The sequence below is a fragment of the Bifidobacterium miconisargentati genome (genome assembly GCF_019331675.1).
Classification (GTDB): Bacteria; Actinomycetota; Actinomycetes; order Actinomycetales; family Bifidobacteriaceae; genus Bifidobacterium; species Bifidobacterium miconisargentati.
Genome location: NZ_JAHBBJ010000002.1, coordinates 39,359 through 63,324, shown reverse-complemented (window position 1 = coordinate 63,324; position 23,966 = coordinate 39,359). Strand labels below are relative to the sequence as shown.

19 protein-coding genes and 1 tRNA gene are annotated in these 23,966 nt (G+C 63.3%); 4 read left to right on the top strand and 16 right to left on the bottom strand.

Translation table 11 applies throughout. The annotated features are described in order from the left end of the window. Nucleotides 1-111: 111 nt before the first annotated feature. The 4 genes from prfA to KIH81_RS01535 all read right to left on the bottom strand — a co-directional run bounded on the left by prfA (nucleotide 112) and on the right by KIH81_RS01535 (nucleotide 3,140). Nucleotides 112-1,200, bottom strand: coding sequence for a peptide chain release factor 1 (gene prfA, locus KIH81_RS01550; RefSeq protein ID WP_214303772.1), 1,089 nt, complete (start codon nucleotides 1,198-1,200; stop codon nucleotides 112-114). A gap of 144 nt (nucleotides 1,201-1,344) precedes the next feature. After that, nucleotides 1,345-1,557, bottom strand: a complete 213-nt coding sequence (gene rpmE / locus KIH81_RS01545) for a 50S ribosomal protein L31 (protein ID WP_109057423.1) — start codon at nucleotides 1,555-1,557, stop codon at nucleotides 1,345-1,347. Between the two features lie 115 nt (nucleotides 1,558-1,672). After that, nucleotides 1,673-1,746 (bottom strand) — tRNA-Ile (locus tag KIH81_RS01540). A gap of 167 nt (nucleotides 1,747-1,913) precedes the next feature. Further along, on the bottom strand, nucleotides 1,914-3,140 hold the full coding sequence (locus KIH81_RS01535; RefSeq protein WP_109057424.1) for an ROK family transcriptional regulator: 1,227 nt from the start codon (nucleotides 3,138-3,140) through the stop codon (nucleotides 1,914-1,916). 235 nt (nucleotides 3,141-3,375) lie between these two features. Between KIH81_RS01535 and KIH81_RS01530 the strand changes: the two genes are divergently transcribed. The 3 genes from KIH81_RS01530 (at nucleotide 3,376) to KIH81_RS01520 (ending at nucleotide 6,101) form a co-directional block, all read left to right on the top strand. Then, nucleotides 3,376-4,896: a xylulokinase gene (locus KIH81_RS01530; RefSeq protein WP_214303771.1), complete on the top strand. Its 1,521-nt coding sequence runs from the start codon at nucleotides 3,376-3,378 to the stop codon at nucleotides 4,894-4,896. A 276-nt stretch (nucleotides 4,897-5,172) separates the two neighbouring features. Beyond that, nucleotides 5,173-5,565 carry a hypothetical protein gene (locus KIH81_RS01525; RefSeq protein WP_420829111.1) on the top strand — a complete coding sequence of 131 codons (393 nt, stop codon included), beginning with the start codon at nucleotides 5,173-5,175 and terminating at the stop codon, nucleotides 5,563-5,565. A gap of 191 nt (nucleotides 5,566-5,756) precedes the next feature. Then, a complete protein-coding gene (locus KIH81_RS01520; RefSeq protein WP_214303770.1) occupies nucleotides 5,757-6,101 on the top strand; it encodes a hypothetical protein in 345 nt (114 codons plus the stop codon). Nucleotides 6,102-6,388: 287 nt separating this feature from the next. On the opposite strand, the gene mmsB is transcribed toward KIH81_RS01520, so the two are convergent. The 12 genes from mmsB to KIH81_RS01460 form a co-directional block, all read right to left on the bottom strand. After that, a complete protein-coding gene (mmsB, locus tag KIH81_RS01515) occupies nucleotides 6,389-7,600 on the bottom strand; it encodes a multiple monosaccharide ABC transporter permease (protein WP_214303769.1) in 1,212 nt (403 codons plus the stop codon). Between the two features lie 72 nt (nucleotides 7,601-7,672). Further along, nucleotides 7,673-9,214 carry a sugar ABC transporter ATP-binding protein gene (locus tag KIH81_RS01510; protein WP_217624838.1) on the bottom strand — a complete coding sequence of 514 codons (1,542 nt, stop codon included), beginning with the start codon at nucleotides 9,212-9,214 and terminating at the stop codon, nucleotides 7,673-7,675. Nucleotides 9,215-9,405: 191 nt separating this feature from the next. Next, nucleotides 9,406-10,521 carry a substrate-binding domain-containing protein gene (locus tag KIH81_RS01505; protein WP_109057430.1) on the bottom strand — a complete coding sequence of 372 codons (1,116 nt, stop codon included), beginning with the start codon at nucleotides 10,519-10,521 and terminating at the stop codon, nucleotides 9,406-9,408. Between the two features lie 598 nt (nucleotides 10,522-11,119). Beyond that, a complete protein-coding gene (locus KIH81_RS01500; RefSeq protein WP_214303768.1) occupies nucleotides 11,120-11,314 on the bottom strand; it encodes a hypothetical protein in 195 nt (64 codons plus the stop codon). A 124-nt stretch (nucleotides 11,315-11,438) separates the two neighbouring features. Next, nucleotides 11,439-13,430: a right-handed parallel beta-helix repeat-containing protein gene (locus KIH81_RS01495; RefSeq protein ID WP_214303767.1), complete on the bottom strand. Its 1,992-nt coding sequence runs from the start codon at nucleotides 13,428-13,430 to the stop codon at nucleotides 11,439-11,441. 58 nt (nucleotides 13,431-13,488) lie between these two features. After that, nucleotides 13,489-14,121, bottom strand: coding sequence for a sugar O-acetyltransferase (locus KIH81_RS01490; RefSeq protein ID WP_109057433.1), 633 nt, complete (start codon nucleotides 14,119-14,121; stop codon nucleotides 13,489-13,491). Between the two features lie 119 nt (nucleotides 14,122-14,240). Beyond that, entirely contained in the window at nucleotides 14,241-16,079 is a 1,839-nt protein-coding gene (locus KIH81_RS01485; protein ID WP_214303895.1) for a glycoside hydrolase family 43 protein, read from the bottom strand. A gap of 73 nt (nucleotides 16,080-16,152) precedes the next feature. Then, nucleotides 16,153-17,031, bottom strand: a complete 879-nt coding sequence (locus tag KIH81_RS01480) for an alpha/beta hydrolase (protein WP_214303766.1) — start codon at nucleotides 17,029-17,031, stop codon at nucleotides 16,153-16,155. Nucleotides 17,032-17,114: 83 nt separating this feature from the next. Beyond that, a complete protein-coding gene (locus KIH81_RS01475; protein ID WP_214303765.1) occupies nucleotides 17,115-18,734 on the bottom strand; it encodes a glycoside hydrolase family 43 protein in 1,620 nt (539 codons plus the stop codon). Nucleotides 18,735-18,913: 179 nt separating this feature from the next. Then, complete coding sequence (locus KIH81_RS01470) at nucleotides 18,914-19,810, bottom strand: carbohydrate ABC transporter permease (protein ID WP_109057436.1); 897 nt, start codon at nucleotides 19,808-19,810, stop codon at nucleotides 18,914-18,916. Beyond that, nucleotides 19,807-20,859 (bottom strand): carbohydrate ABC transporter permease, encoded by a 1,053-nt coding sequence (locus KIH81_RS01465; protein WP_214303764.1) that lies wholly within the window; start codon nucleotides 20,857-20,859, stop codon nucleotides 19,807-19,809. Before KIH81_RS01465 ends, KIH81_RS01470 begins: the two co-directional genes overlap by 4 nt. Nucleotides 20,860-20,954: 95 nt before the next feature. After that, nucleotides 20,955-22,238, bottom strand: coding sequence for an ABC transporter substrate-binding protein (locus KIH81_RS01460; RefSeq protein WP_214303763.1), 1,284 nt, complete (start codon nucleotides 22,236-22,238; stop codon nucleotides 20,955-20,957). Nucleotides 22,239-22,603: 365 nt separating this feature from the next. On the opposite strand from KIH81_RS01460, the gene KIH81_RS01455 reads away from it, so the two are divergent. Then, nucleotides 22,604-23,650: a LacI family DNA-binding transcriptional regulator gene (locus tag KIH81_RS01455; protein WP_214303762.1), complete on the top strand. Its 1,047-nt coding sequence runs from the start codon at nucleotides 22,604-22,606 to the stop codon at nucleotides 23,648-23,650. Nucleotides 23,651-23,966 lie beyond the last annotated feature (316 nt).

Sequence of the window (23,966 nt, the reverse complement as noted above, 5' to 3'; positions counted from 1 at the left end):
TGTTCGTAGGCGAAGTGAGCAGCTTGCTGCGAAGTCCGCGTAGCGGTGCCTTGAGTGTGTCGGGCATCATATGTCCCAGCCAACCCCGGCCAAGCAGTTACGGTACCGTTTTTACTTCTGGTTGGCGAGGCGTTCGGCTTCGTCGGCCTGGATATCGGAATCGATCACGGCCTGCAGGTCGCCATCGAGCACGGCGTCCAGATTGTAGGCCTTGTAGTTCGTGCGATGGTCGACGATGCGGTTCTCCGGGAAGTTGTACGTGCGGATGCGCTCGGAGCGGTCCAGCGAACGGACCTGCGAGTGGCGCATGTCAGCGGCCTCGGCGGCCTCCTGCTCGTGCTTCATGGCCAGCAGGCGGGACTTGAGCACGCGCAGGGCGGCCGCACGGTTCTGAATCTGCGACTTCTCGTCCTGCATGCTCACCACGATGCCGGTGGGGATGTGGGTCATACGCACGGCGGAGTACGTGGTGTTCACGGACTGGCCGCCGGGGCCGGAGCTCATGAAGATGTCGATCTTGAGGTCCTTCGGATCGATCTCGATCTCGTCGTCATCCTCGTCGGCCTCGGGGAACACGATCACGCCGGCGGCGGAGGTCTGGATGCGGCCCTGCGATTCGGTGACGGGCACACGCTGCACGCGGTGCACGCCGCCCTCGTACTTCATGGAGGCCCACACGCCGTCCTCCGGGGCGGGCGTACCCTTGGCGCGGATGGCGATCTGCACGTCCTTGACGCCGCCAAGCTCGGTGGTGTTCTCGGACTGCACGTTCACGGTCCAGCCGCGCTTCTCGGCGTACCGGGTGTACATGCGCAGCAGGTCGCCGGCGAACAGCGCGGCCTCCTCGCCGCCGGTGCCGGCCTTGATCTCCATGATGGTGTCGCGCGCGTCGTCCGGGTCGCGCGGGATAAGCGCGGTGCGCAGCTTCTCCTCGGCGGCCGGCAGCTCCTCCTCCAGTCGCTTGGCCTCATCGGCGAAGTCGGGGTCCTCGTCGGCCATCTCGCGCGCGGCCTCGAGGTCGTCCTTCACCTGCAGCCAGGACTTGTAGGCGCCCACGATGGCGCCGAGTTCGGCATGGCGACGCCCCAGCTTGCGCAGTTTGTCCGGGTTGGACACGATTTCGGGGCTTGCCATCTGCTGTTCGATGGATTCATACTCCTCAAGCGCGGTCGCCGCCGCCGGGAACTGTTCGTCTGCCATGACGCTTCTTTCGCTTCTTTCCGTGGATGGAACCTGAACTGGAATACGTGATGAATGGTGAAGGGTGAAAAGAATACAAAAACGCCAGTCCCACGGCGGACATGCCGAAGCATGCCGGACCGAGATGGACTGGCGTGAAGAATGCTACTTGCTCCTCTTGCCGTAGCGCTTCTCGAAGCGAGCAACGCGGCCACCGGTATCGAGAATCTTCTGCTTGCCGGTGTAGAACGGGTGGCACTGAGAGCACACGTCAACGAACATGTGATCTTCCTTGCCAGCGGTGCGGGTCACGAAGGTGTTGCCGCACGAGCACGTCACCTCAACGGGGTGGTAATCAGGATGGATACCCTGCTTCATTTGCGTCTCCTAATGATTCGGGGGACCCGGGTCGCATGCCCCTATGGTATGCGTGAACCGGAACCTTTGGGATTGTACTCGCATGGGCGGACGGGCGCGCCGAAAACAGCATAAGTGGGGCCACTCGGGCTTGAACCGAGGACCGGGCGATTATGAGTCGCATGCTCTAACCGACTGAGCTATGGCCCCACGCTGGCCTTTCGCCCGCGAACCACCGCGGAAGCCAACCTGTTTAGTGTAGCACGGGCCGCACGGAACCACACGCCCCGCATATCCTCGGCCCATCGGCAATCCCCGCACCCCGGATCGTACGGTCCAGGGTTCAACGGTCGCCATACGTACCAGTCATACGTCCGCTACTGCCCGATGTAGGCGAGCGGATTCTCGATGAACCGGCGCAGGCCCATTTCGGCGGCGCCGTACAGCGAGGGATGCTCGGACACCGGCGGCACGAACACGCGGATCTTCACGTTCGGATAGCCCAGGATCTCGGAACGCAGTCGGCCTTCGAGCACGGTGGCCAGCTCGTCGCCGAAGTGCGTCCACAGGCCGCCGAGCAGCACCGTGTCCACGTCCACCATGTTCACGGCGGAGGCCATGGCGGAGACCAGCGCATCGGCCGCCTCGTCCACCACCGCGGCCACCTTCGGATCGCCGGAGCGCCAACGCTGCAGGAACTTCTCGATGGCCTCGGAACTGGTGGCCTCCTCGTTTTCGGCGATGCCGGCCGCCTCCACCAACGCGCGTCGGCCGGCGAACGCCTCCAGGCAACCGTGCCGACCGCACAGGCACAGCGGCCCATCCATCGAGACGGACATATGGCCGATCTCGCCGGCGAATCCGTGCGAGCCGGTCACCACCTCGCCGTCACGCACCACGGCGCCGCCGATGCCGATGTCGGTAGACAGGTAGATGAACGAATCCGTGCGGTCCACCACGTTCAGGAAGCCCGCGCGCTCGGTGGCGTACCCGGGGATCTGGGCGATGGCGGCCATCTTGGCCTCGTTGCCGGCCACCACATCCAGCCTGCGCACCACGTTGAACCGGGTCAGGTTCACGTTCTCCCAGCCGAGGTTGCGGGCCACGAGCAGCCACATGTCATCCGTCACGATGCCCGGCAGGGCGAGGCCGGAACCCACCACCTTGCAGCCGCGGCGCTTGAGCCGGCTTTCCAACGGGAAGGTCATGGCGTCCAGTTTGGCGAAGATCTCATAGGGGTTCGTGTCGGTCATGTCCGCGCTGACCCACTCCTGACCGAGCGTGTCGCCGTTGAGGTCGAGCGCCAGACAGCCATAGCCATCGGTGTTGATCTGCAGTCCGATGCCGGCGATGGTACCGCCACGGATCTTCAACGGCGTGCTGGGACGGCCGTAGGTGGTGAGCACCACCGGATCGTCCTCCTGGATCACCCCGCCGTCCAGCAGCATCGAGGCCAGCAGTGACATGGTAGCCTTGGTCAGACCGGTCTCCTTGGCGAGGTCCGCGCGGCTCATCGGCCGCTGTGCACGCAGCAGGGTGTCGAGCGTGACCGAGAGGTTATGGTTGCGCAAATCTTCCTGATTGATTCTGCGTAGTCCCGCCATGCCGCCCTGCCTTTCCGTGATTCCGCTCCCCCAGCGTCACCGAGAGCCCCTCACAAACAATACCGTCTTACGCACGCCCGACGATTGCCATCGCACGCTTCTTCGCGTGTTTCCGTTTGCAATCGCGGCTTGGAATACAGTATAGTTTAATCGTCTAACTTATTCAGCATGGCGCGTCGAATATCCGGATATATCAGTGGATATCAGGCGCACGAACCTCACCGAGGAGGAATACATGGCGAAAGTACTGGTCGCCGGCGTCGATACGTCAACCCAATCAACCAAGGTCCGCATCACGGACGCCGAGACGGGCGAGCAGGTCCGCTTCGGCCAGGCCAAGCATCCGGACGGCACCTCCGTCAACCCCGAGTTCTGGTGGGAGGCCTTCCAGCAGGCGGCCGAGCAGGCCGGCGGCCTGGATGACGTGGCGGCCCTCGCCGTGGGCGGCCAGCAGCACGGCATGGTGATTCTGGACAAGCAGGGCAACGTGATCCGCGACGCCATGCTGTGGAACGACATCAGCTCCGCCCCGCAGGCCGCAGCCCTCATCGACAAGCTCGGCGAGGCCCCGGCCGAGGGCGACGAGCCCGAGGATGTGACCGCCCGTGGCAAGCAGCGCTGGGTCAAGGCCGTCGGCTCCTCCCCCGTGGCCTCCTACACGCTGACCAAGGTGGCGTGGGTGGCCGAGAACGAGCCCGAGAACGCCAAGAAGATCGCCGCCATCTGTCTGCCGCACGACTGGCTGAGCTGGCGCATCGCCGGCTACGGTCCGGTGGCCGAGGGCGAGGACGCCCATCTCGAGGCCCTGTTCACCGATCGTTCCGACGCCTCCGGCACCATCTACTACGATGCCGCGCACGACGAGTACCGCCGCGACCTCATCGCCATGGTGCTGGCCCCGGCCGAGGGCGAGGAGGCCGCCAAGGCCCATGCGGACGCCATCGTGCTGCCCACCGTGCTCGGCCCCACCGAGTCCGCCGCGGTCAAGGCCTCCCCCGCCATCGCCGGCAAGGACGTCGAAGGCGGTTGCATCCTGGGCCCCGGCGGCGGCGACAACGCCATGGCCTCGCTGGGCCTGGGCATGGCCGTGGGCGACGTCTCCATCTCGCTGGGCACCTCCGGCGTGGCCGCGGCCATCGCCGAGAATCCGGTGTACGACCTTTCCGGTTCCGTCTCCGGCTTCGCCGACTGCACCGGCCACTATCTGCCGCTGGCCTGCACCATCAACGGTTCGCGCATCCTGGACGCCGGCCGTGCGGCGCTGGGCGTGGACTACGACGAGCTGGCCGAACTGGCGTTCAAGTCCGAACCGGGCGCGGGCGGCATCACGCTGGTGCCGTACTTCGACGGCGAGCGCACGCCGAACCGTCCGGACGCCACCGCGTCCCTGACCGGCCTGACGCTGCACAACACCACCAAGGAGAACCTGGCCCGCGCGTTCGTGGAGGGCCTGCTGTGCTCCCAGCGCGACTGCCTGGAGCTCATCCGCTCCCTGGGCGCCCAGATCAGCCGCATCCTGCTCATCGGCGGCGGCGCGAAGTCCGTGGCGATCCGCACGCTGGCCCCCTCAATCCTGGGCATGGACGTGACCCGTCCGGCCACCGACGAGTACGTGGCCATCGGCGCCGCCCGTCAGGCCGCCTGGGTGTTGTCCGGCGAGGCCGAGCCGCCCGCGTGGAAGCTCAGCATCGAGGGCGTGGAGACCGGCGAGCCCACCGAGGCGGTGTACGCCGCATACGCCAAGGCCCGCGGCTGAGCCGCGTCAGGCGCACGCCGATAGGCACCGGCCGATAAACACGCATCAGGCCGCCAGTCGGGCCGGCACGCACGCATGGATATGCGACGATGTCCGGCTTGGCCGGCGGCCTTCCTGTCGCCAAGAAATCGCAACGTTGAGATGCGGCGACGGCAGCGGTCATGCCGGCGACCGCCAGGCACCGCGCCGGCCTGCCCATCGCCGTCGCGTAAGGCAACGGCCCGCCATGGCAACCCCGTTATAATCGAATGGTTTGCACTATTTTGGAGAACGCTTATGAATGATCGCTCACGTATGATGCTGTACGCCCTGACCGCTTTGGCCTGTGTGGTCTGGATCTGGCAGTCCGTCCAGGAATCGATGGCCGATGGCACGATGATCAGCACGTCGAACATCATCTTCCTGGTGTGCATCGGTATCGCGGCCGTCTACTGCGCGGCCAATGCGCTGATCCTGTGGTGGCGACAGCCCGGAAAGCACGACGATGAGGAGCCGGGCGACGGCGATGCCGAGGACACCGAGGACGACGGGCAGGACGACGAAGCGCCCGCTGCCGACGACACCGACGACACCGACGAAAACCACGGAAGTCGCCGACACCAAGACGGAATCCAATTCGAAGAACAACTGACTTCCCCGCCGTCGGCTTCGTCGACGGTCCATCAGTAATCACGACATATCAAAGGCTTTTCAAGCGGCGACGGCCTGCTCTGGCGGTTGCCGCTTTACTATTGTTCACAGACCGTATCGTCCCCACTTCATCGCGATTCGCCGCCGGCTGGGCAAACAGCCAACAACCGACGGCCAACAGCACGATCGGAGCGGCACGGCATGCGGATATGCGTCATCGAAGGAGCATCATGGATTCAACCACTTTGGACATCGCCATCAGCGCGGCGCTGGGCATCGTCTGCATACCCTGCGGCACGTTCCTGGGCCTCATTCCGATGAAGGCCGACCAGGTGACCACCAAGCAGTCTCGCGCATCGCAGATGATGTGCTTCGTCATCGCGCTGGTGTTCATCGGCCTGCTCATCGCAGAACGCGATTTGGAGACGTGGGCCATCGTGGCCGGACTGGCGGTCGGCTTCGCGGTCGGCAAGATTCCGCCGTTCCACCAGTGGGCGCTGGCCAAGTGGCCGTTCCTCGAGCCCAAGAAGCCCGCCGGCAAGGCCAAGCGCGTCAAGAAGGCGAAGAAGAAGTAGCCTTCAACTCCCCTCACATCATCAAAACCATCAAAACGGCGTTATGTATGCGGCCCAACGAAGGCCACGCATACATAGCGCCGTTTTCGATGTCCTAACCGGCGTTATGTATGCGGCATGATGGTCGAGCCGCATACATAGCGCCGGTTGGGCATCCGGCGCAGCAACACGGAAAAGGGACGCCGCCTGAGCGACGTCCCTTTCGGAGGAGGAATGGGAACTACGTTCCTATCCTTGTGGGGTCCGATCCGTTGGAAGATGCGGCCCGGACCCCACGGATTGCGGGATCAGCCCTTCTTCTTCTTGGAGAGCAGGTCGTAGGCCACGGCGGCGATGACCACGAGGCCCTTGATGGTCTTGACCCAGGCGGCGTCCACACCCATGATGGACAGGCCCTGGTTCAGGACGCCCATGATCAGAGCGCCGACCATGGCGCCGGGGATGGTGCCGATACCACCGGTGACGGCCGTGCCACCGATGAAGCAGGCGGCGATGGCGTCCATCTCGAACTCCATACCGGTCTGGGCGGAAGCGGAGGCCAGGCGGGAGAGGGTGATGATGGAGGCGATGGAGACCAGGAAGCCCATGTTCAGGAAGATCTCGAAGTCGACCTTCTTGGTGTCGATGCCGGAGAGGATGGCGGCCTTGCGGTTGCCGCCGACGGCGTAGACGTTACGGCCGAAGACCATGCGGTTGAGCACGAAGTAGTACACGCACACCAGCACGCCGATGATCACGAGGACGATCGGGATGCCGCCCTGGGTGGCGTTGCCGGACATGGCCAGCAGGTAGGTGACGTAGCCGATGGCGAGGGCGGCGACCACGCACTTGAGGACCACGAAGCTCATCGGCTGGGCCGGCAGACCGTTCTTGACGGCCTTGGCACGCTTGGACAGCTGGCTCCAGACCACGAGCACGATGGCGGCGATGCCCACGATCAGCGCGGTCAGCGCGTACGGTCCCACGAAGATGGTCGGCACGTAGTCCTTGGAGATGGCGCGGAAGGCGGCGTTGGAGACCGGGATGGACTCGCCGGCCACGACGGTGGCGAGGCCACGGAAGATGAGCATGCCGCCCAGAGTGGTCACGAAGCCGGGGACGCCGACGTAGGCGACCCAGAAGCCATGCCATGCGCCGATGACCAGACCGATGGCGATCATCAGCAGGATCGCAGCCCACCACGGCACGCCGTGCTTCATGGCCAGTGCGCCGACGCCGCCGATGAAGGCGACCACGGAGCCCACGGACAGATCGATGTGGGTGGCGATGATGATCATCAACATACCGATGGCGGCGATGAGCACGTAGGCGTTCTGCTGGAACAGGGCCACCACGTTGTTCGGATTCAGGAGGCGGCCCGCGGTCAGGATCTGGAAGACGATGATGACCAGCACGAGGGCCAGGTAGATGCCGTAGGAGCGCATGTTGCCCAGCAGCAGGGACTTGAGGCTCTGCTCCTCACCCTTCTTCGCGGCGGGGGAAACGGTTGCGGTAGACATTTGGGGATTATCCTTTCGAAGCTTCTTTGCTTTATCACGATGCCGGCGCGTCGATCGGGCCGGCTGGCGGCGTCAGGCGAAGACCTGGTCCTTGGGCAGGGCCGTCGGGGAGGTCATGTACTTCATGAGCTCCTCCTGGTTGGTGGTCTTGGCGTTGAACACACCGGTGATCTGGCCCGCGCTCATCGTGTAGATGCGGTCGCAGATGCCGAGCAGTTCGGGCAGTTCGGAGCTGATCACGATCACCGCGGAACCGGAGTCGGCCAGCTGGTCGATGATCTCGTAGATGTCGTACTTGGCACCCACATCGATGCCTCGGGTCGGCTCATCCAGGATCAGGACCTTCGGGTCGGTGGCCATCCACTTGGCGAGCACGACCTTCTGCTGGTTGCCGCCGGACAGGTTGCCGGCCGGCATTTCGATGGTCGGGGCCTTGGTGCGGAACTCCTTGCGGTATTTCTCGGCCGTCTGCTTCTCGCGGGTCTCGTCCACCACGCCCAGCTTGTTGGACAGTTCCTTGAGGCTGGCCAGGGAGGTGTTCTCGCGAATGGTCTTCATGAGGTTCAGGCCGTAGACCTTGCGATCCTCGGTGGCGTAGGCCACGCCGTGGTCGATGGCGGAGCGCACGGTCGGGAACTTGACTTCCTTGCCTTCCACGAAGATCTTGCCGGAGGCGTTGGTGCCGTACTGGCGGCCGAACACGCTCATGGCGGTCTCGGTGCGGCCCGCGCCGATCAGGCCGGCCATGCCCACGATCTCGCCGGCGCGCACGTTGAAGCTCACGTCCTTGGCGACCAGGCGGTTCTCGTCGAGCGGGTGATGCATCTTCCAGTCCTCGACGCGGAACATCTCCTTGCCGATGTGGCTCTCGTGCACCGGGTAGCGGTTGGTGAGCGGGCGGCCCACCATGTCGCGGATCAGCACGTCCTGGTCCAGCGGGTGCTCGGCGTCGATGTCGATGTGGCTGATGGTGTGGCCGTCTCGAATGACCTGCACCGCGTCGGCGGAGTAGGCGATCTCGTTGAGCTTGTGGGAGATGATGATGGCCGTGATACCCTGGTCACGGCGCAGGCCGTCGATCAGGTCGAGCAGGTTCTTGGAATCCTCGTCGTTCAGGGCGGCGGTCGGCTCGTCCAGGATGAGGAGCTTCACGTTCTTGGTGAGGGCCTTGGCGATCTCGACCAGCTGCTGCTTGCCGACGCCGATGTTGGAGATCAGGGTGTCCGGATTCTCGTCCAGACCGACCTTCTTCATCACGTCGTACGCGATCTTGCGCTGCTGGTCGGCATCGATCGCGATGCCCTTCTTCTTCTGGTTGCCCAGGAAGATGTTCTCCTGGATGGACATGTACGGCACCAGTGCAAGCTCCTGGTGGATGATCACGATGCCCTTTTCCTCGGAATCGCGGATCGTCTTGAACTTGCAGGTCTCGCCGTTGTATACGATGTCGCCCTCGTAGGTGCCGTACGGGTACACGCCCGACAGCACGTTCATCAGGGTCGACTTGCCGGCGCCGTTCTCACCGCAGATCGAGAATATCTGGCCCCTCTTGACCGTGATATTCACGTCGTTCAATGCGGTGACCGGGCCGAAGCGCTTTACGATATGACGCATTTCGAGAATCACGTCACCGTTTGTAGCCACAGTTACCTCCTCCGATAGTAATGTCCCTGTGCATGGTGGAGGCGCCGTACCGCAACGATGCAGTGCGGCGCCTCCTGTTCTGTGAGCTAGCGGCGGGCCGAAGCCCGCGTACTGTGCTTTTCCTTATGCCTTATGGCTTGGTGATCGACTTCCGATTCCGATCACAGGCCGGCATCGGCGGCGGAGATGTAGCCGCCGTCAACGAGGACTTCCTTGAGGTTGTCCTTGTCCACGGTGACCGGGGTCAGCAGCTGGGACGGGACGTCCTTGGTGCCGTTGTTGAAGGTGTCCGGGGCGGTCGGCTCCTTGCCGTCGACCAGGGCCTTGATCATCTCGGCGGTGGCCTTGGCCAGCTCGCGGGTGTCCTTGTAGACGGTCATGGACTGCTTGCCCTGGACGATGGCCTGGACGTTGGCCTTCTCGGCGTCCTGTCCGGTGATGATCGGGTAGTAATCCCAGCCGGCGGCCTCGACGGTGTTGTAGGTACCGGTTGCCTCGGCGTCGTTCTGGGCGAGCACGGCGTCAAGCTTGGTGCCGTCGTTGTAGAAGGAGTTGATGCGGTTCTCCATCTCGTTCTGGGCCTTCTGGCGGTCCCAGTTATCGATGCCGATGGACTGCCAGTCGTCGGCGGAGGACGGGACCTTGCCGGACTTGGACTGCAGCACGCCGGACTTGAAGTACGGTCCGAGCACGTCCCAGGCGCCCTTGAAGTAGTAGCCCGCGTTGTTATCGGTCGGGGAGCCGGCCATGAGCTCGACGTTGAACGGGCCCTTCTGGCCGTCCTTCAGGCCGAGCTTCTGCTCGATGTACTCGCCCTGCATACGGCCGACGTCCTCCAGGGAGAAGGTGGCGTAGTAGTCGACGGCATCGGTGTTCATGATGAGGCGGTCGTAGGCGATGACCTTGCCGCCGTTGGCCGCGACCTGCTCGGCGGCAGCACCGGTGGCGGTGCCGTCGATGGAGGCGATGACCACGTAGTTCATGCCGTTGTTGGCCATGTTCTGAATCTGGGAGGTCTGCAGATCGGTCTTGCCGTCCGCGTACTGCAGGGTGACGTCGTAGCCGTAGCCCTCAAGCTGCTTCTTCAGGTTCTCGCCATCGATCTTCCAGCGCTCGAGCATCTGCTCGGGCATGGAGATGCCGACCTTGACGTCGCCGGAGCTGCTGCTGTCGCCACCGGCGGTGGTGGTGCCGCGGGTTCCGCCGCCGCAGGCGGCCAGCGGGACGAGCATAGCAGTCGCAGCGATGACGCCGAGAGCCTTGGTCCACTTGTTCATGGGGATTCCTTTCGTCATTGATAGGAACTTTGTTTCCTCTTCCTTGCGGTCTGGCAACCATTGCCGAACCTGTTAAAAATATACCACATAGTTTTTTGGTTTAACAATTACCAATCGTTAAGTTTGGCTGGAATAAGGCCGTTTTTCGGGTGTTTGATTCACTCAGCTAACTAAATGTGAGCGGTAACAATGACAGTTTTTCAACACTTCATCAAACTATGGGTCACGCTATCTCAACGTTGAGAAAAACGCGACACGCCGAAATCCTTCCACCCCGCGAACACGGCGGGGCCGATCAAAACACACCAAAATACACACGAATTACGTTCAAAATCGCACATCATCCGCAACAAAACGAAAGGTGACGTTAAATCAACATTGACATGAATTCCATTGGACTACCCCTCAGTCGGCTTCGCCGCCAGCTCCCCTGACAAGGGGAGCCGAGAACGGGGGCCATGTCAATCTTGGCTTAACGAAGCTAAACGAAAAACGCCGCCCCGCTGACGTGCGGGACGGCGTGGGTTGCGACGGGACATCGCAAGGGTTGCGGTTTTGAATTATCGGATAGTCTGACCAGGAATCCGGGAATCGGGACTCAGCGGGCGGCTTCCCCCGTCTCGAACAGCGCGAGGAATTTGGGGCGCCAGGCGTAGCGCGTGGAGACCAGCACCAGTCCGGCGGCGGTCAGCAGGGCGCCGATCGGGGCGGCCACGGGATCCACGAACAGCAGGACGGCATAGGCCACGGCCAGCATGGCCAGCGAGAACAACAGCATTCGATGTGCGTGCATAGCGGTATCTCCATTGACGTTGCGCAGGTACGCAGAACGGGTACGGTTATTTAGTTCAATGATTTAACCATATACCCGTTTTGTTACACGCGCAAGTCATCCGACGTCGTTCCGCAGCGGGTCATCAGCTGGCCGCACCGCTTCGCCAGACGAGCACCTCATCCGCCGGATACGCGGCGAGCGGTCCACGGGCGGAACGCTCGCCACGGGCGGCACCGGTGATGTCGCGGTCCACCACGATGGGCGAGCCATCCGGCTGTTCGAAGTATCCCTCCACGATGCGCGGCTGGCCGAGGTCGGCGGTGGAGACCACCGGACCGGTCGCCCCGCGCACCGCTTCGGGCAGCGTGACCGTGAGCCACAGCTCATCATCGGTCTCACGCAGACTCAAAGCACCGGCTTCACCGCACACCACGGCGTCCGGCTCCCACGAGGCGGCACGGGCACCGTTCAGATACGTGTTGGACGCCAGCGTCATGGGCTGCGGAATGCTGCGGTACAGCTCCTCATCACCGAGTCCGGCCTCCTCGATGCGTCGCTCATAGTCGGCGAGCGAATGCGGATGATCCTCGAAGCAGGCGGTGCCCGTATCCGCCACGCCTTCGCCGCCGGCGGCGTCAGCCATGCGCTCGGCCTCGCCGGCACCACCGACCGCCATGAAGAGGTTGTTGAGATACCGGTCATCGCCGCCGTAGACGAAGGCCTCGCCGGCGGGGTCGGTGGAGTGCGGGAAGTGGTAAGGCGTGGACCGGTCGAGCACCTGGGTGTGGCGGATGCGACCGGCGAACAGGTTGTTCACGAACGCCGCGCCCTGCGCATAGTCATCGAAGCTGAACTCGGAGGCGAACACGTTGTTCGTGAACGTGATGGGCCCGTGGGTCACCTCGGTCATCACGTCGCGCGTGTTGCGGTAGAACACGTTCGCATCCACCACCGTGCCCTGTGCCTGCCAATCGAGCCACATGCCCAGCACCGAATCGTGCACACGATTGCCGCGCACCACGGTGTCCACCGCGGCATGCATCTTGATGGCGGCGACCTCCCAGCCGAAGAACTCGCGCTTGGTGCCGATCCGGAAGATATGGTTGCCCTCGATGAGGCTGAACGCGCAACCCATGTGCCCCACCACGCCGTTCTGGCCGCAGTCGTAGATCACGTTGCCGCGCACCACATGGCCGCCGACCACGCCCTTCCTCCAGCCCACGTGCAGGGCCTTGTACACGGCCTCCTTCTGGTACTGGTAGCCGGACTTGCGGTGCGTGCGGGTCGAGTCGTTGTCCCCGGTGGAGATCTCCTTGCCCAGCGAGATGGCGGAGCATTTCGCGTCATGGATCACGTTGCCCTCGATCACCCAGCCGCGCGACCAGTGCGGGCCGATCAGTCCCACCTGATCCGCGGTCGGCGGCGTGTACGGGCAGGCCGCGCGGCACAACTCGAACCCGCGCACGGTGACGTAGTTGACGAACGGGCGAGACGGGTAGAAGCACGTCTCGCGCACGTTGATCTCCGTGACCTCCACGTTCGGGTCCGCATCATGGAAGTTCGCCCAGATCGTAGTGGTTTCGGCATCCGTCTCGCAATACCACACGTTCACCGTGGCGTCCGGGTCCAACAGCGGCACAATGGAGTCCGTGGCCGCGTCGCGCCCGGTGTCCCAGCGTTCCGGTTCGCGCACCTTGTCCAGCGACGCGACCTCGTAGAACGACTTGCCGTTGAGGTACACGTCACCCAGGTGACGGACCTCGACCTTGGGATCGGGATAGACGGTCCAGTCGCCGAACACGGTCTCGACGTACGGGTTGTAACCGCCGAAGAACGAGTTCGGGATCTCGGCGCGCCATACGCCCCCGCTTTCCGGAACCCACGTGTCGATGCGTTCGGCACCGGTGATAACCGGGCGCGGCTCGCCCTCGGCGGCGCGGTAGACGATGCGGTTCGTCTCGCTCTCGCCGCCAAAGCGCGGGTCCACGGACTCCCGGTACGTGCCCGCGTGCACGATCACCTCGTCGCCGGCGCGCGCGATGGCCGCCGCCTGCCCGATGGTCAGGAACGGGTCTGCCTCACTGCCGATGCCCGCCGGGGAACCGGCCGAAGCCGAAACATGATACTGCGTCATTGCATTGCTCCTTTGCTGATGGGTGCCGACCCGACAGTGCCGATGGGCCGGCGAAAACCTATGCGCCCTCCACGGCGGCGCGCTGTTCGGGCGTCCAGTCCTCGGGCACCTGGCCGATCACATGGCAGGGGTTGCCCACGGCGATGGAGTCGGCGGGGATGTCGTGCGTGACCACGGCACCCGCGCCGATGATGGTGTTGTCCCCGATGGTGACGCCGGGGCAGATCACTACGTTGCCGCCGAGCCACACGTTGTTGCCAATGGTCACGTCCTCGTTGTGCTGCCAGCCTTCAAGCCTGGGCTTGCGCTCGATGGCGTGGTTCGGCGTGTAGATGCTCACGCGCGGGCCGATGAGGCAGTCGGAGCCGATGGAGATCGGGCCGCCGCCCACGATGAGGAAGTCCATGTTGATGAACGTGCGGTCGCCGATCTTCAAGCCCAGACCGTAATCCAGACGGATCGGCGGACGGAAGTCCACGCCTTCGCCGGCCTCCGGCACCAGCTCGCGGAACAGCCGCTCGGCTTCGGGGGTGTCCTCGAAGTAGATGCGGTTGATACGGTCGCATGTGGACTGGGCCTCGCGCGTGAGTTCCGGCAGGATTTCCGATTTGCGGTATTGCAGCCAGTCGTCCGCGAAGAGCTTCGCCACGTCCGGGTGGTCACGCTTCAATTGTTCGAGATCATGGGCCATTGCATTGCCTCCTTGCATTGGTGTGATTTCCCCTGGCTCCCCTGCCGGGAGCCGTCGGCGAAGCCGAATGAGGGATGATCCTCCGAAATTTCGCTTGAATCAAGTATCGGTTCAACGGTTTAACTATATGCGCCCGACGATATTGTACGGCTGCCGACCAGGCATCCGACGAAGCCGCCGGCCCATTCGGTGCTGAGGAATCGCGCGTCGCACTCCCCCAACGTCCGGGCGCCGGATATGTCGGCGTGCGCCATCAGCACGGTTTCGCGGGACGACCCGCTGTCCGAGGCATCGGCCGCATCGGCAACCGTTCCGGCCTCGGTCTCCGCCAGTGAAGGATGGACCGCAGCACCTGCGGCGGACCGGACGGCCAGGAATCGCAATCGATTGTCATGCAGTCGCGCGCCGAACCATTCGCCCGACTCGATCGTCCCCAGATCCAGCAGCGAGGTCTCGCCTCGGTCGGTGATTTCGGCCGTCAGTCCGCCCTGCTTTACGCGCATCGTGACGTAGTGCGTCGAGTCCTGATGCAGCATCAGTTCCCGGTTCGGCGGGACCATCGCCGCATAGTCCGGCGCGTCCACGCGCATGAACCGGTATCCGTCGCGGCCGCGGACGCTGACCAGACGATCGTCCTGTTCGTCGATGTGTTCGGCATATCCGTCATCAGCCGAACAATTCAGCGGAACCTCGATGGATTCCACCGAGCGCAGCGCGCCGTCATCATCCAAAGAAACGGCGAGCGCGGCAGGCAGACGCCCCAGTCCGGGGGCGACGACCGGCCATCCGGGATCCGCAGTGTCATCCTGCTTGGCCGGACTGTCGCCCTCCAGCTTCCAGGAGACGGGGTTGCGTTCCCAGGCAACCGGCGCAACGAACGTTTCACGGCCCAGGTAGCTGAACAGTTCGCCCGGCTCCCGTCCCGGAGTCTCGCGCACGCCGAGGCAGGCGAGCAGCCAACCGGCTTGCGGGTGGCGCAGCAGGTCGGCATGGCCCACGCATTGGGTGAGTTTCTTATTGCCGAGGTGACGGTGCGTGAGTATCGGATTGCGTTTGCAGGCCTGGAACAGGCGGTCGTATTGGCCGACGACGCTGTGCTCGCCTTCGCGCGCCGGTTCGATCCACACGTCGCGCGCGGCGAGGCCCTGCTCGAATCCGGCGATCGCGGCCGTGAATCCTTGCGGTGCATACGTGCGCATCATCATTTCGCTGTGTTCGAAGCTGGTGCCGCCCTCCGCGGTCATGAGGTACAGCCAGTCGCCCATGCGGTACAGATGTGGGCCTTCCGCCCAGACCGCGTCCAATCCGTAACCGCGCCAGATCACGGTCTTGTGGCCCCGCAGCGTCCAGTCGGACGGGTCGATGGGCTGGGCCCAGACCTCGGTCTGGCCTTCCCACTGGGGTTTGACGGCCGGACGGGTCTGCGTCCACCAGACCGTGCCATCGGTGTCCTCGAAGATGTCCGGATCGATACCTTCCGCGTCTGCCACCCAATAGGGCCCTTGCCACGGCCCTTCCAATGTGTCCGCCGTGATGACGAAGTTGCCTTGGGCCGCCCGGCAGTCATCGATGTCCGCCGCCGCACAACCGGCCGCGAGCGCCCGTTCCTCATTCACGCGGGCCACGGTGCATACGATGGCATACCGGCCACGGATGCGCCGGATGGTCGGCGCATACAGTCCGCCGGAGTCCTCCACACCGTCGATGAGCAGCCGGCGGGCCATCGCCGCGTCCACGGCATCGCCCATGTGCTCCCAGGACGTCAGGTCGCGCGTGACGTGGATCGGCAAGCCCGGTACCAGTTCGAACGACGAATTGACCAGCACGATCTCGCCGCGCGTCTCATCCCATATCCACGAGGGGTCCGGGTACATGCCCCGCATCACCGGATTGGCGACCGTGCGCGCGTGCGCAGAGACACGGTCGTCCTTTTCTCCGGTCAATGCCTGTGTCCGCATGCTTGGCGCTGTCATGCCCATCACTCCCCCTGCTGTTCGTATCGCGAAAAACCATCATCGGATGGACACACCGCTATGCATGTGCCTCGATGAAGTCGATGATCGCCGCGGTGACCGGTTCGCTCCAGAAATTCCCCTCATGTTCGCCTCCGGCCACGCGAATCATGCGGGCATCATGCCCCTGCTCGCCCATGCGCCGATATAGTTTTTCGGTCTGCGCGTAGCTCACCAACGTGTCGGAGTCGCCGTGCAGCAGCAGCGCGGGAGGACAGTCGGTGTCCGGCGTCACGATGCGGTATGGGCTCATCGCATAGGCCCTTCGCCTCGTATCGTCATCGACTCCATCCGCATTCGCCGCACCGGCGACGCATGCCACGCAGTCGATGATGTCCGGGTTGGCGTCGGGTTCCTCGCCGTTCAGCAGTCCGAAGGCGTCGGTAGGCGCGAAGCAGGACACCACGTAATCCACGGCGTCCGAGGCGCCGGCGTTGCTGCCGTCGTCATAGCGCGCATCGCCTTGCGTCATGCCCATCAGCAGCGCGGTGTTGGCACCGGACGACGTACCCCAGATACCAATGCGTTCGGGGTCGATGTGGAACCGTTCGGCGTGCAGCCTGAGATACCGCAATGCGGATTTGACGTCGCACAGATATTCGGGGAACGGATGCCGGCCGCCCTGGCTGTCGGTGTGCCCCACCGTGGCGACCACGAAACCCCGCGCGACCAGTTTCAGCAGCCGCGGCACCGCATACATCCTGTTGGGTGTGGTCCAGCCACTGCCCTGTATGAACAGCACCGCCGGCAGAGTGCCGCCCTGCACGCTGGTGAGCATCGGCCCGATCACGTCCATGGTGAGACCGGGTTTGCCGGGATGATACGGCACGGCGGCGGTGCAGTCGATTTCACCGGTGAACCGGGAATCACTGCTGAGGACCTCGACGGATGGCTCCATAATCATCGCCTTCTCCCCTGCTCGACGAAGTGCGCGGCTCCCGCCGTTCTGCGAGAAGCCGCGCACCGCATCATGATCATCCGCTACAGTTCCCGGTAATCGAAGTGGTCGAACACCGCTTCCTTGCCGTAGCCGGACAGGTCAACGGCGGCCAGTCCCACGAACGCTCCGGTGAAGAAGCCGCCGTAGTTGCGGGCCACGTGGTCGTCGGAGAGTACGGCGGCGTCCAGCACGACCGGAATCTCATGCCAGGTCTCGCCGTCGAACGAGTACTCGTAGCCGTAGGTGCCGGTGCGGACCTTGGTGCGCAACCACACGGATTCGACCCCGTCCGGCACTTCGATGGCCTTGTCCTTGAGGAACGAGGTATACGTGTCGAAGTCGTTCTGGGCCACCTCGATGACGCGCTTGCCGCGTTTCTCGTCCCAGGTGACGAAGGCCCACGACCAGCACAGGTGGTTGTAGAAGTTGGTGAGGCCGGCCATCTGCATGTAGTTGTCCGGATTGAAGGTCACCTTGGTTTCGGCGTCGAAGTCGAAGGCCTGCCAACGGCGGCCGACCAGCGAGAGTTCGAACAGGTTGGAGAGCGAACCTTGGCCGCGCAGGGTCAGCGAGCCGCCGCCCACATGGCCCATGGCTTCGGTGAACGGCACGCGCAGGGTGTTCCAGTTGAGGTCCAGCGTGTCCGAGTCGAATTCGTCGTGCTGGGAGTGGTCCGTCGGCGCCTCGGTCGCGATGGCGTCCTTCGGGGCCTCGACGTAGCGTTCGCCGCCGTGGCCGCCTACCACGTACGGCCAGCCGTCCTCATCCCATTCGACCTTCTGGATGGAGGTCTCGCGGCCGAGCGTGCACCAGCCGCGCACGCCGTGGGCCGGTTCGGTCTCGTGACGCCACGGGCGGCCGCACAGGGAGGCGTAATACCATTCGCCGCCGGGCGTCTCCACCAGCGCGCCATGACCCTGCTTCTGCAGGTAGGTGTCCGGGGTGTCGAAGTTGGAGATGAACGGGTTGTGCGGGTCGCCTTCGAAGGATTCGGCGTCCAGCGTGCGCGAGCGGGCCACGGATTCCTGGTGCTCGTACTGGGTGCCGCCTTCGGCGCAGAACAGGTAGTACCAGCCGTTGATCTTGTACAGGTGCGGGCCCTCCACCAGCTTCACGTCCGTGCCGCGCCAGATGGTGCGTGCCGTTTCCGGCTTCAGGTGCATGGTTTCGGTGTCGAATTCGGTCAGGGTGATGCCATCGAACTGATGGTGGTATTCGCGGAAGTCCCAGGTCTGCTGGACCAGGTACTTGCGGCCGTCGTTGTCATGGAAGAGGCTGGCGTCGAAGCCCACGCCGTTGACGCGGATCGGCTCGCTCCAGGGGCCATGGATGTCCTCGGCGGTGACGAGGTAGTTCGCGCAGTCCTTGAACGCGCCGTTGACGATCTTCACGTCCGTGTAGATGAGCCAGAATTTGCCGTCCGCGTAGGACAGGTCGGGAGCCCAGATGCCGCCGCCGGAGGGGTTGCCCTTCATGTCCAGCTGGGAGACGCGGTTGAGCGGGCCGGGCAGCAGGTTCCAGTGGACCATGTCCTTGGATTCGTGCAGGCGCACGCCGGGCCACCAGTCGAAGGTGGAGTTGGCGATGTAGTAGGTATCGCCGACGCGGATCATCGAGGGATCGGCGTTGAAACCGGGGAGTACGGGGTTGGAGATTTGCATGTTCTTCTCCTCATTGAAAAGAATGGGTGCCGTGGGAAGGGCCAGGGAAGGAGGAGGATGAAAGGAATCGGCTCGGAAGAAAGACCGATCGTCCTTCCCACGGTACGGGTATGGGATGTGCCGGTTTGAGGCCCGGCACTGGGCCTATCGTGCCTTGCTCGCGGTTGGCGGCGCCTTGCTCAGCCCTTGACGGCGCCGGTCAGGCCGCCCACGATCTTCTTCTGGAAGATGGTGAAGCACAGCAAGGCCGGAATCATCGAGAGCGAGGTGAAGGCCAGCACCTGGGCCGTATCGACGGAGTGCTGCGAGCTGAACATCTGGACGCCGAGCGGCAGCGTGTACTTGCTCGAATCGTTGAGCAGGAACAGGGGCAGCATGTAGGCGTTCCAGCTGCTGACGAAGGTCAGGATGCCGACGGTGGCCACGCCCGGCCAGCTCAGCGGCAAGACCATGCGGCCGAAGAAGCCGATGCGGGAGCAACCGTCAAGCTCGGCGGCCTCCTCCAGTTCCTTGGGGATGGACTTCAGGAACGGCACCAGGATGATGATGGCCTGCGGCAGGCCGAACGCTATCTGCGGCAGGATGATGCCCAGATGCGAGTTGATGAGATGCAGGTTGCGCAGCAGCAGGTACAGCGGGGTGATGGCGACGGTGATCGGGAACATCATGCCGGCCGCGAACAGCGAGTACAGGAACTTGTTGAGCTTGAACTCGTAGCGGGCGATCACGAAGCTCACCATGAGGGCCAGTACCACCACGCCGACCATCGTGCCGATGGAGACGATGAGCGAGTTGACCAGCTCGGACCAGAAGATGTTCGAGGTGAACACCGTCTTGTAGTTCTCGAAGTTCCACGGGTTCGGCCAGCCGGCCGGATCGCGGGTGATCTGCGAGTTGGTACGGAAGCCGCCGATGATGATGTAGAGCACCGGGCCGACGCACAGCGCCACCAGCAGCAGCGAGAAGAAGTAGACCACGGGATTGCCCCACGGGGTCTTGGAGGACTTCCTCAGCGCGTACGGGTCATAGTTCTTCCTGCCGGTCTTGTGTGCAGGCTGGGAAACTGCGGTTGTCATTGTGAAATCACCTCATTTGCAACTGCCACGGAACCACCATTGGCCTTGGCACGCTTGGCCGCTTCCTTCGCGGCACGCTTGGCGCGGCGCTTGGCGTCCTTCTCGTCGGTGAGAGCGCCTTCGAGGTCGCGGTTGAGCACGAACTTCTGATAGGTCAGGGCGATGACCAGGGAGATGATGAAGATCACCACGGCCACTGCGGAACCATAACCGTAGTTGTTGGCGAGTCGGCCTTCGCGGACCATGTAGGTGGCCATCGTGGAGGTGCCGGCGGTGGACGAGACGTACTGGCCCCAGATGATGTACACCAGATCGAAGAGCTGGAGCGAACCGATGATGGACATGAACGCCCAGATGCGGATGGTGGGTCCGAGCAGCGGCAGGGTGATGCTCCACTGCTGGCGCCAGAATCCGGCGCCGTCCACGCGGGCGGCCTCATACAGGTCCTCGGGGATCGACTGCATGCCGGCGATCATCAGGATGACGGCGAAGCCGATGTACTTCCACGAGATGATGAACATCAACGTCCAGATGGCGATCTTCGGGTCGGAGATCCAATCGGCTCCGGCCAATCCCATCTTCTTGAGGATGGCGTTCAACGCACCGGTGGTCTGGAGGATCAGGCTCCAACCGGTACCCACGATGACCTCGGACACCACGTACGGCACGAAGATGAGGGTACGAATCAGGGCGCGGCCCTTGAACTTCTGATTGAGCAGCAGTGCGAAGAGAATGGCGAGCGGGCCCTGGATGATCAGGGAGGCGACCACCACGAACAGCGTGTGGCCCAGGGCTTCCTGGAAGTTGGGGTCGGTCAGGATGATCTTGTAGTTTTCGAAGCCGATGAACTGGCCGTTGACGGTCGGCTTGCCGTAGCCCTTCCACTTGAAGAATCCGTAGTATCCGGCCATGAACACCGGCAGGATCACGAAGCCGAGGAACATGATGAGGGCCGGAAGCGAAAGAATGGCGATTTCGATGCGTTTGCGAGCCTTGTCGGTCAGGACCGACTGGCGGCGCTTGATTGCTGCGCCCGCTGATGCTGACATGAGTGAGACCTTCCTTATACCTTGGGAAAAGACGGGCCGTGGTGGCGCTCCTTGGCGGACACCACGGCCCTTGGACAGTGCGTCAGGTTGATCTCTCAGCCCTTGGCGGCGGCGCTTTCGACACCCTTGACGATGTCGTCGGCGGTGCCCTTGCCGGCCATCATGTTGACCACGCCCTCGTTGAGCGCGTTGCCGATGTTCTGGCCGAACACGGTGTCAAGCCACATGGAGACGGAGGATGCCTCGTTGTAGACGGACAGCACCTGCTTCAGGGCGTCGTTGGTCACGGCATCCTGGGCTTCCTTGTTGGCCGGGATGGTGGAGAAGGCGGTGGCGTACTTCTCCTGCCACTCCTTCTCGGAGACGAAGTTGAGGAAGTCCACAGCCTCGTCCGGAGCCCAGGCGCCCACGGCCATGCCGTCGGAGCCACCCATGATGGCGGTCGGATCGCCCTTGCCGGTGTCCATGGTCGGGAAGGCGAAGTAGCCGAGGTCGGCCATCTCCTGCTTGTCCGGGGTGAGGTCCTTGATCACGCCGGGCTCCCAGCCGCCCATCAGCTCCATGGCGGCCATGTGGTTGGCGAGCAGGCCGGCGGAGGAGCTTGCGCCCTGCTGTGCCGGGGTGGTCAGGAAGCCGTCGTTGAAGGCGTCGAGGTCGAGCAGGCTCTGCACGTCGTCACCGGTGCGGGTCCAGCAGGAATCGCTGAAGTCCTTGTCCGCCTGGGCCTTCTCGAAGGTGTCGGAGGAGCACTCGCGCAGGGCGAACCAGTACCACCAGTGGGCGGCCGGCCATGCGTCCTTGCCGCCGACGGCGATCGGCGTGATGCCGGCGTCCTTGAGCTTCTGCACCACGGTCTTGAACTCGTCCCAGGTCTTCGGGGTCTCGGTGATGCCGGCCTTCTCGAACAGGTCCTTGGAGTACCAGATGCCGCCGGGGAGCACGGACTGCTGGACGCTGTAGATCTTGCCGTCGATGGTGCCGGTGGCCTCGGCGGTCTTCAGCTGGGTCTTGACGGTATCGGAGACCTTGTCGGTCAGGTCCATGGCCTGTCCGGCCTCGACCACGTCGCGCAGCTTCTGGCCGCCACGGGCCATGAAGATGTCGGGGGCGGAATCCGGATCCTGAAGGGCGGTCTGCAGCTTGCCGTCCATGTCCTCGTTCTGGATGGCCTCGATCTTGATCTCGACGTTCGGGTTTTCCTTCTCGAAGGCCTTGGCCGCGGCCTCCCAGTAAGCCTTGCCGTCACCGGTGGTGGAGTTGTGCCACATGGTAATCTCGACCTTGCCGTCGGCGTTGGTGTTGCCGCTGCTTCCGCAGGCGGCCATGCTCACGCAGGTGGCCATGGCCAGGACGGCTGCAGCTACGGACTTGAACTTCATTGTCGTCTCCTTTTTCATCTCGACCGACGTCACCGTCAGTCAGCGATTTACGAAAGTTTCGAAAGCCGGTCGCCGCAAAGCACACTTCTCTTTGCTTGCAGCGGACACTCAACACCGCCCGACAACCGCGTCAAATCAAGTATTGAAGAGCTTTTTCAACCCTATCGAAAACTCGCTTTGTATTTTCGATGCCTTCATCATAAGACCTTATTAGTTCAACGGTCAAATTTGGTTTACGAAAGCGTTGCGCTTCTAAAATCCCTTAATTTCCAACGTTCTTAACCGTTTATACACCGAAATTATCCCGAATTGACCTATCGAAAGTTTCGAATATAATGAGAATATACTTTTCGGCAAGGTGGACAATGATGGCATCAACTGAATCGCATCAGACCAATGGCGGCACGAAGGTCAGGCTTTCGGACATCGCCAAGCAGACCGGCTACTCGCTGGCCACGGTCTCCAAGGCGCTCAACGGCAAAGGCGACATCTCGGAGATGGCCCGGCAGGCCATCGACAAGGCGTTGAAAGACAGCGGATATGTGAGGCGGAACTCACCGGAGCGGCAACAACGCACCATCGAGGTGGTCTTCCGGGATTTCAATACCATATGGGCGCTTGAAGTGATCCGCGGCATTCTGGAGGAATCCAGGCGGCACGGCATCAACGTCATGATCGTTCCCAGCGGCGACAGGAAACATCCCGACCCCGCATGGGCCAAGGGCATCATCGAACGACAGCCCATCGGGGCGATTCTGGTGTTCTCGAACCTGACGGACAGCGAACGCAGCCTGCTCCAATCCCACAACATCCCCTTCGTGGTCTTCGACCCTTCGGGCAACCCGGCGCTGGACGACCTCTCCGTTCAGGCGGACAACTGGATGGGCGGCGTGATCGCCACCCGTCATCTGCTGGAGCTCGGCCACAAGCGCATCGGCATCATCACCGGACCGGACGAGATGCTGTGCTCGCGCGCCCGGCTGGACGGTTATTCGGCGGCATTGGCCGAACGCGGCATCCCCACCTCCCCCGAGCTCATCGCCGAGGGCGACTTCACCACCCCAGGCGGCTACGAGGGTGCCATGGCGTTGCTGGAGGACGAGCAGAACAGGCCCACGGCCATCTTCGCCGGCAGCGACCTGCAGGCCATGGGCGTGTACGAGGCAGCGCGCCAGCTGAAGATCCGCATCCCGGAGGACCTGTCCATCATCGGCTTCGACGACATCCAGACCGCCGCCTACATGGGACCGGCCCTCACCACGGTGCGCCAGCCCCTGCAGGACATGGCCTCCACGGCGGCGCGCATGATCATCGACACCACCGAGGGCCGGCAGATTCAGAAGCGCGTGATTCTCTCCACATCCCTCGTAGTGCGCGACAGCACGCAGCGCCTGGCCCACGCCAAGGCCTGATCCCATTCTTTGCGTGGATTGCGCTAGCCGAATCACAATCCACGCGCTCCGATCACACACGCACTCGCCCACAAACCGGAAAGCCCGCCTGAACATCTGCGTTCGGGCGGGCTTTCCGGTGGAAGGAAGGAGAGAAAGGAGAATTGAGGAAATGGAAAATCAACCATGACGTCGCGCACGGCATGGCTTCGACGCCCGGCCGTCTGCGACTCGCGCACGGCGGCGGCGCACCGCTTCCGTAGCGCATTATCGGTTTTATATTCAGTTATCGCATCTTCAGTTATCGATATTCAATTATTCGTATTCGGTTATGCAA

Excerpts from the sequence above, each read along its gene's own strand:
- KIH81_RS01475 (WP_214303765.1), bottom strand. The coding sequence starts at position 18,734 with ATGCAAATCTCCAACCCCGTACTCCCCGGTTTCAACGCCGATCCCTCG.
- KIH81_RS01485 (WP_214303895.1), bottom strand. The coding sequence starts at position 16,079 with ATGCGGACACAGGCATTGACCGGAGAAAAGGACGACCGTGTCTCTGCG.
- KIH81_RS01525 (WP_420829111.1), top strand. The coding sequence starts at position 5,173 with ATGAATGATCGCTCACGTATGATGCTGTACGCCCTGACCGCTTTGGCC.
- KIH81_RS01490 (WP_109057433.1), bottom strand. The coding sequence starts at position 14,121 with ATGGCCCATGATCTCGAACAATTGAAGCGTGACCACCCGGACGTGGCG.
- mmsB (WP_214303769.1), bottom strand. The coding sequence starts at position 7,600 with ATGTCTACCGCAACCGTTTCCCCCGCCGCGAAGAAGGGTGAGGAGCAG.
- KIH81_RS01480 (WP_214303766.1), bottom strand. The coding sequence starts at position 17,031 with ATGGAGCCATCCGTCGAGGTCCTCAGCAGTGATTCCCGGTTCACCGGT.
- KIH81_RS01500 (WP_214303768.1), bottom strand. The coding sequence starts at position 11,314 with ATGCACGCACATCGAATGCTGTTGTTCTCGCTGGCCATGCTGGCCGTG.
- KIH81_RS01520 (WP_214303770.1), top strand. The coding sequence starts at position 5,757 with ATGGATTCAACCACTTTGGACATCGCCATCAGCGCGGCGCTGGGCATC.
- KIH81_RS01470 (WP_109057436.1), bottom strand. The coding sequence starts at position 19,810 with ATGACAACCGCAGTTTCCCAGCCTGCACACAAGACCGGCAGGAAGAAC.
- KIH81_RS01530 (WP_214303771.1), top strand. The coding sequence starts at position 3,376 with ATGGCGAAAGTACTGGTCGCCGGCGTCGATACGTCAACCCAATCAACC.
- KIH81_RS01535 (WP_109057424.1), bottom strand. The coding sequence starts at position 3,140 with ATGGCGGGACTACGCAGAATCAATCAGGAAGATTTGCGCAACCATAAC.
- KIH81_RS01495 (WP_214303767.1), bottom strand. The coding sequence starts at position 13,430 with ATGACGCAGTATCATGTTTCGGCTTCGGCCGGTTCCCCGGCGGGCATC.
- rpmE (WP_109057423.1), bottom strand. The coding sequence starts at position 1,557 with ATGAAGCAGGGTATCCATCCTGATTACCACCCCGTTGAGGTGACGTGC.
- KIH81_RS01505 (WP_109057430.1), bottom strand. The coding sequence starts at position 10,521 with ATGAACAAGTGGACCAAGGCTCTCGGCGTCATCGCTGCGACTGCTATG.
- KIH81_RS01510 (WP_217624838.1), bottom strand. The coding sequence starts at position 9,214 with ATGCGTCATATCGTAAAGCGCTTCGGCCCGGTCACCGCATTGAACGAC.
- KIH81_RS01465 (WP_214303764.1), bottom strand. The coding sequence starts at position 20,859 with ATGTCAGCATCAGCGGGCGCAGCAATCAAGCGCCGCCAGTCGGTCCTG.
- KIH81_RS01460 (WP_214303763.1), bottom strand. The coding sequence starts at position 22,238 with ATGAAGTTCAAGTCCGTAGCTGCAGCCGTCCTGGCCATGGCCACCTGC.
- KIH81_RS01455 (WP_214303762.1), top strand. The coding sequence starts at position 22,604 with ATGATGGCATCAACTGAATCGCATCAGACCAATGGCGGCACGAAGGTC.
- prfA (WP_214303772.1), bottom strand. The coding sequence starts at position 1,200 with ATGGCAGACGAACAGTTCCCGGCGGCGGCGACCGCGCTTGAGGAGTAT.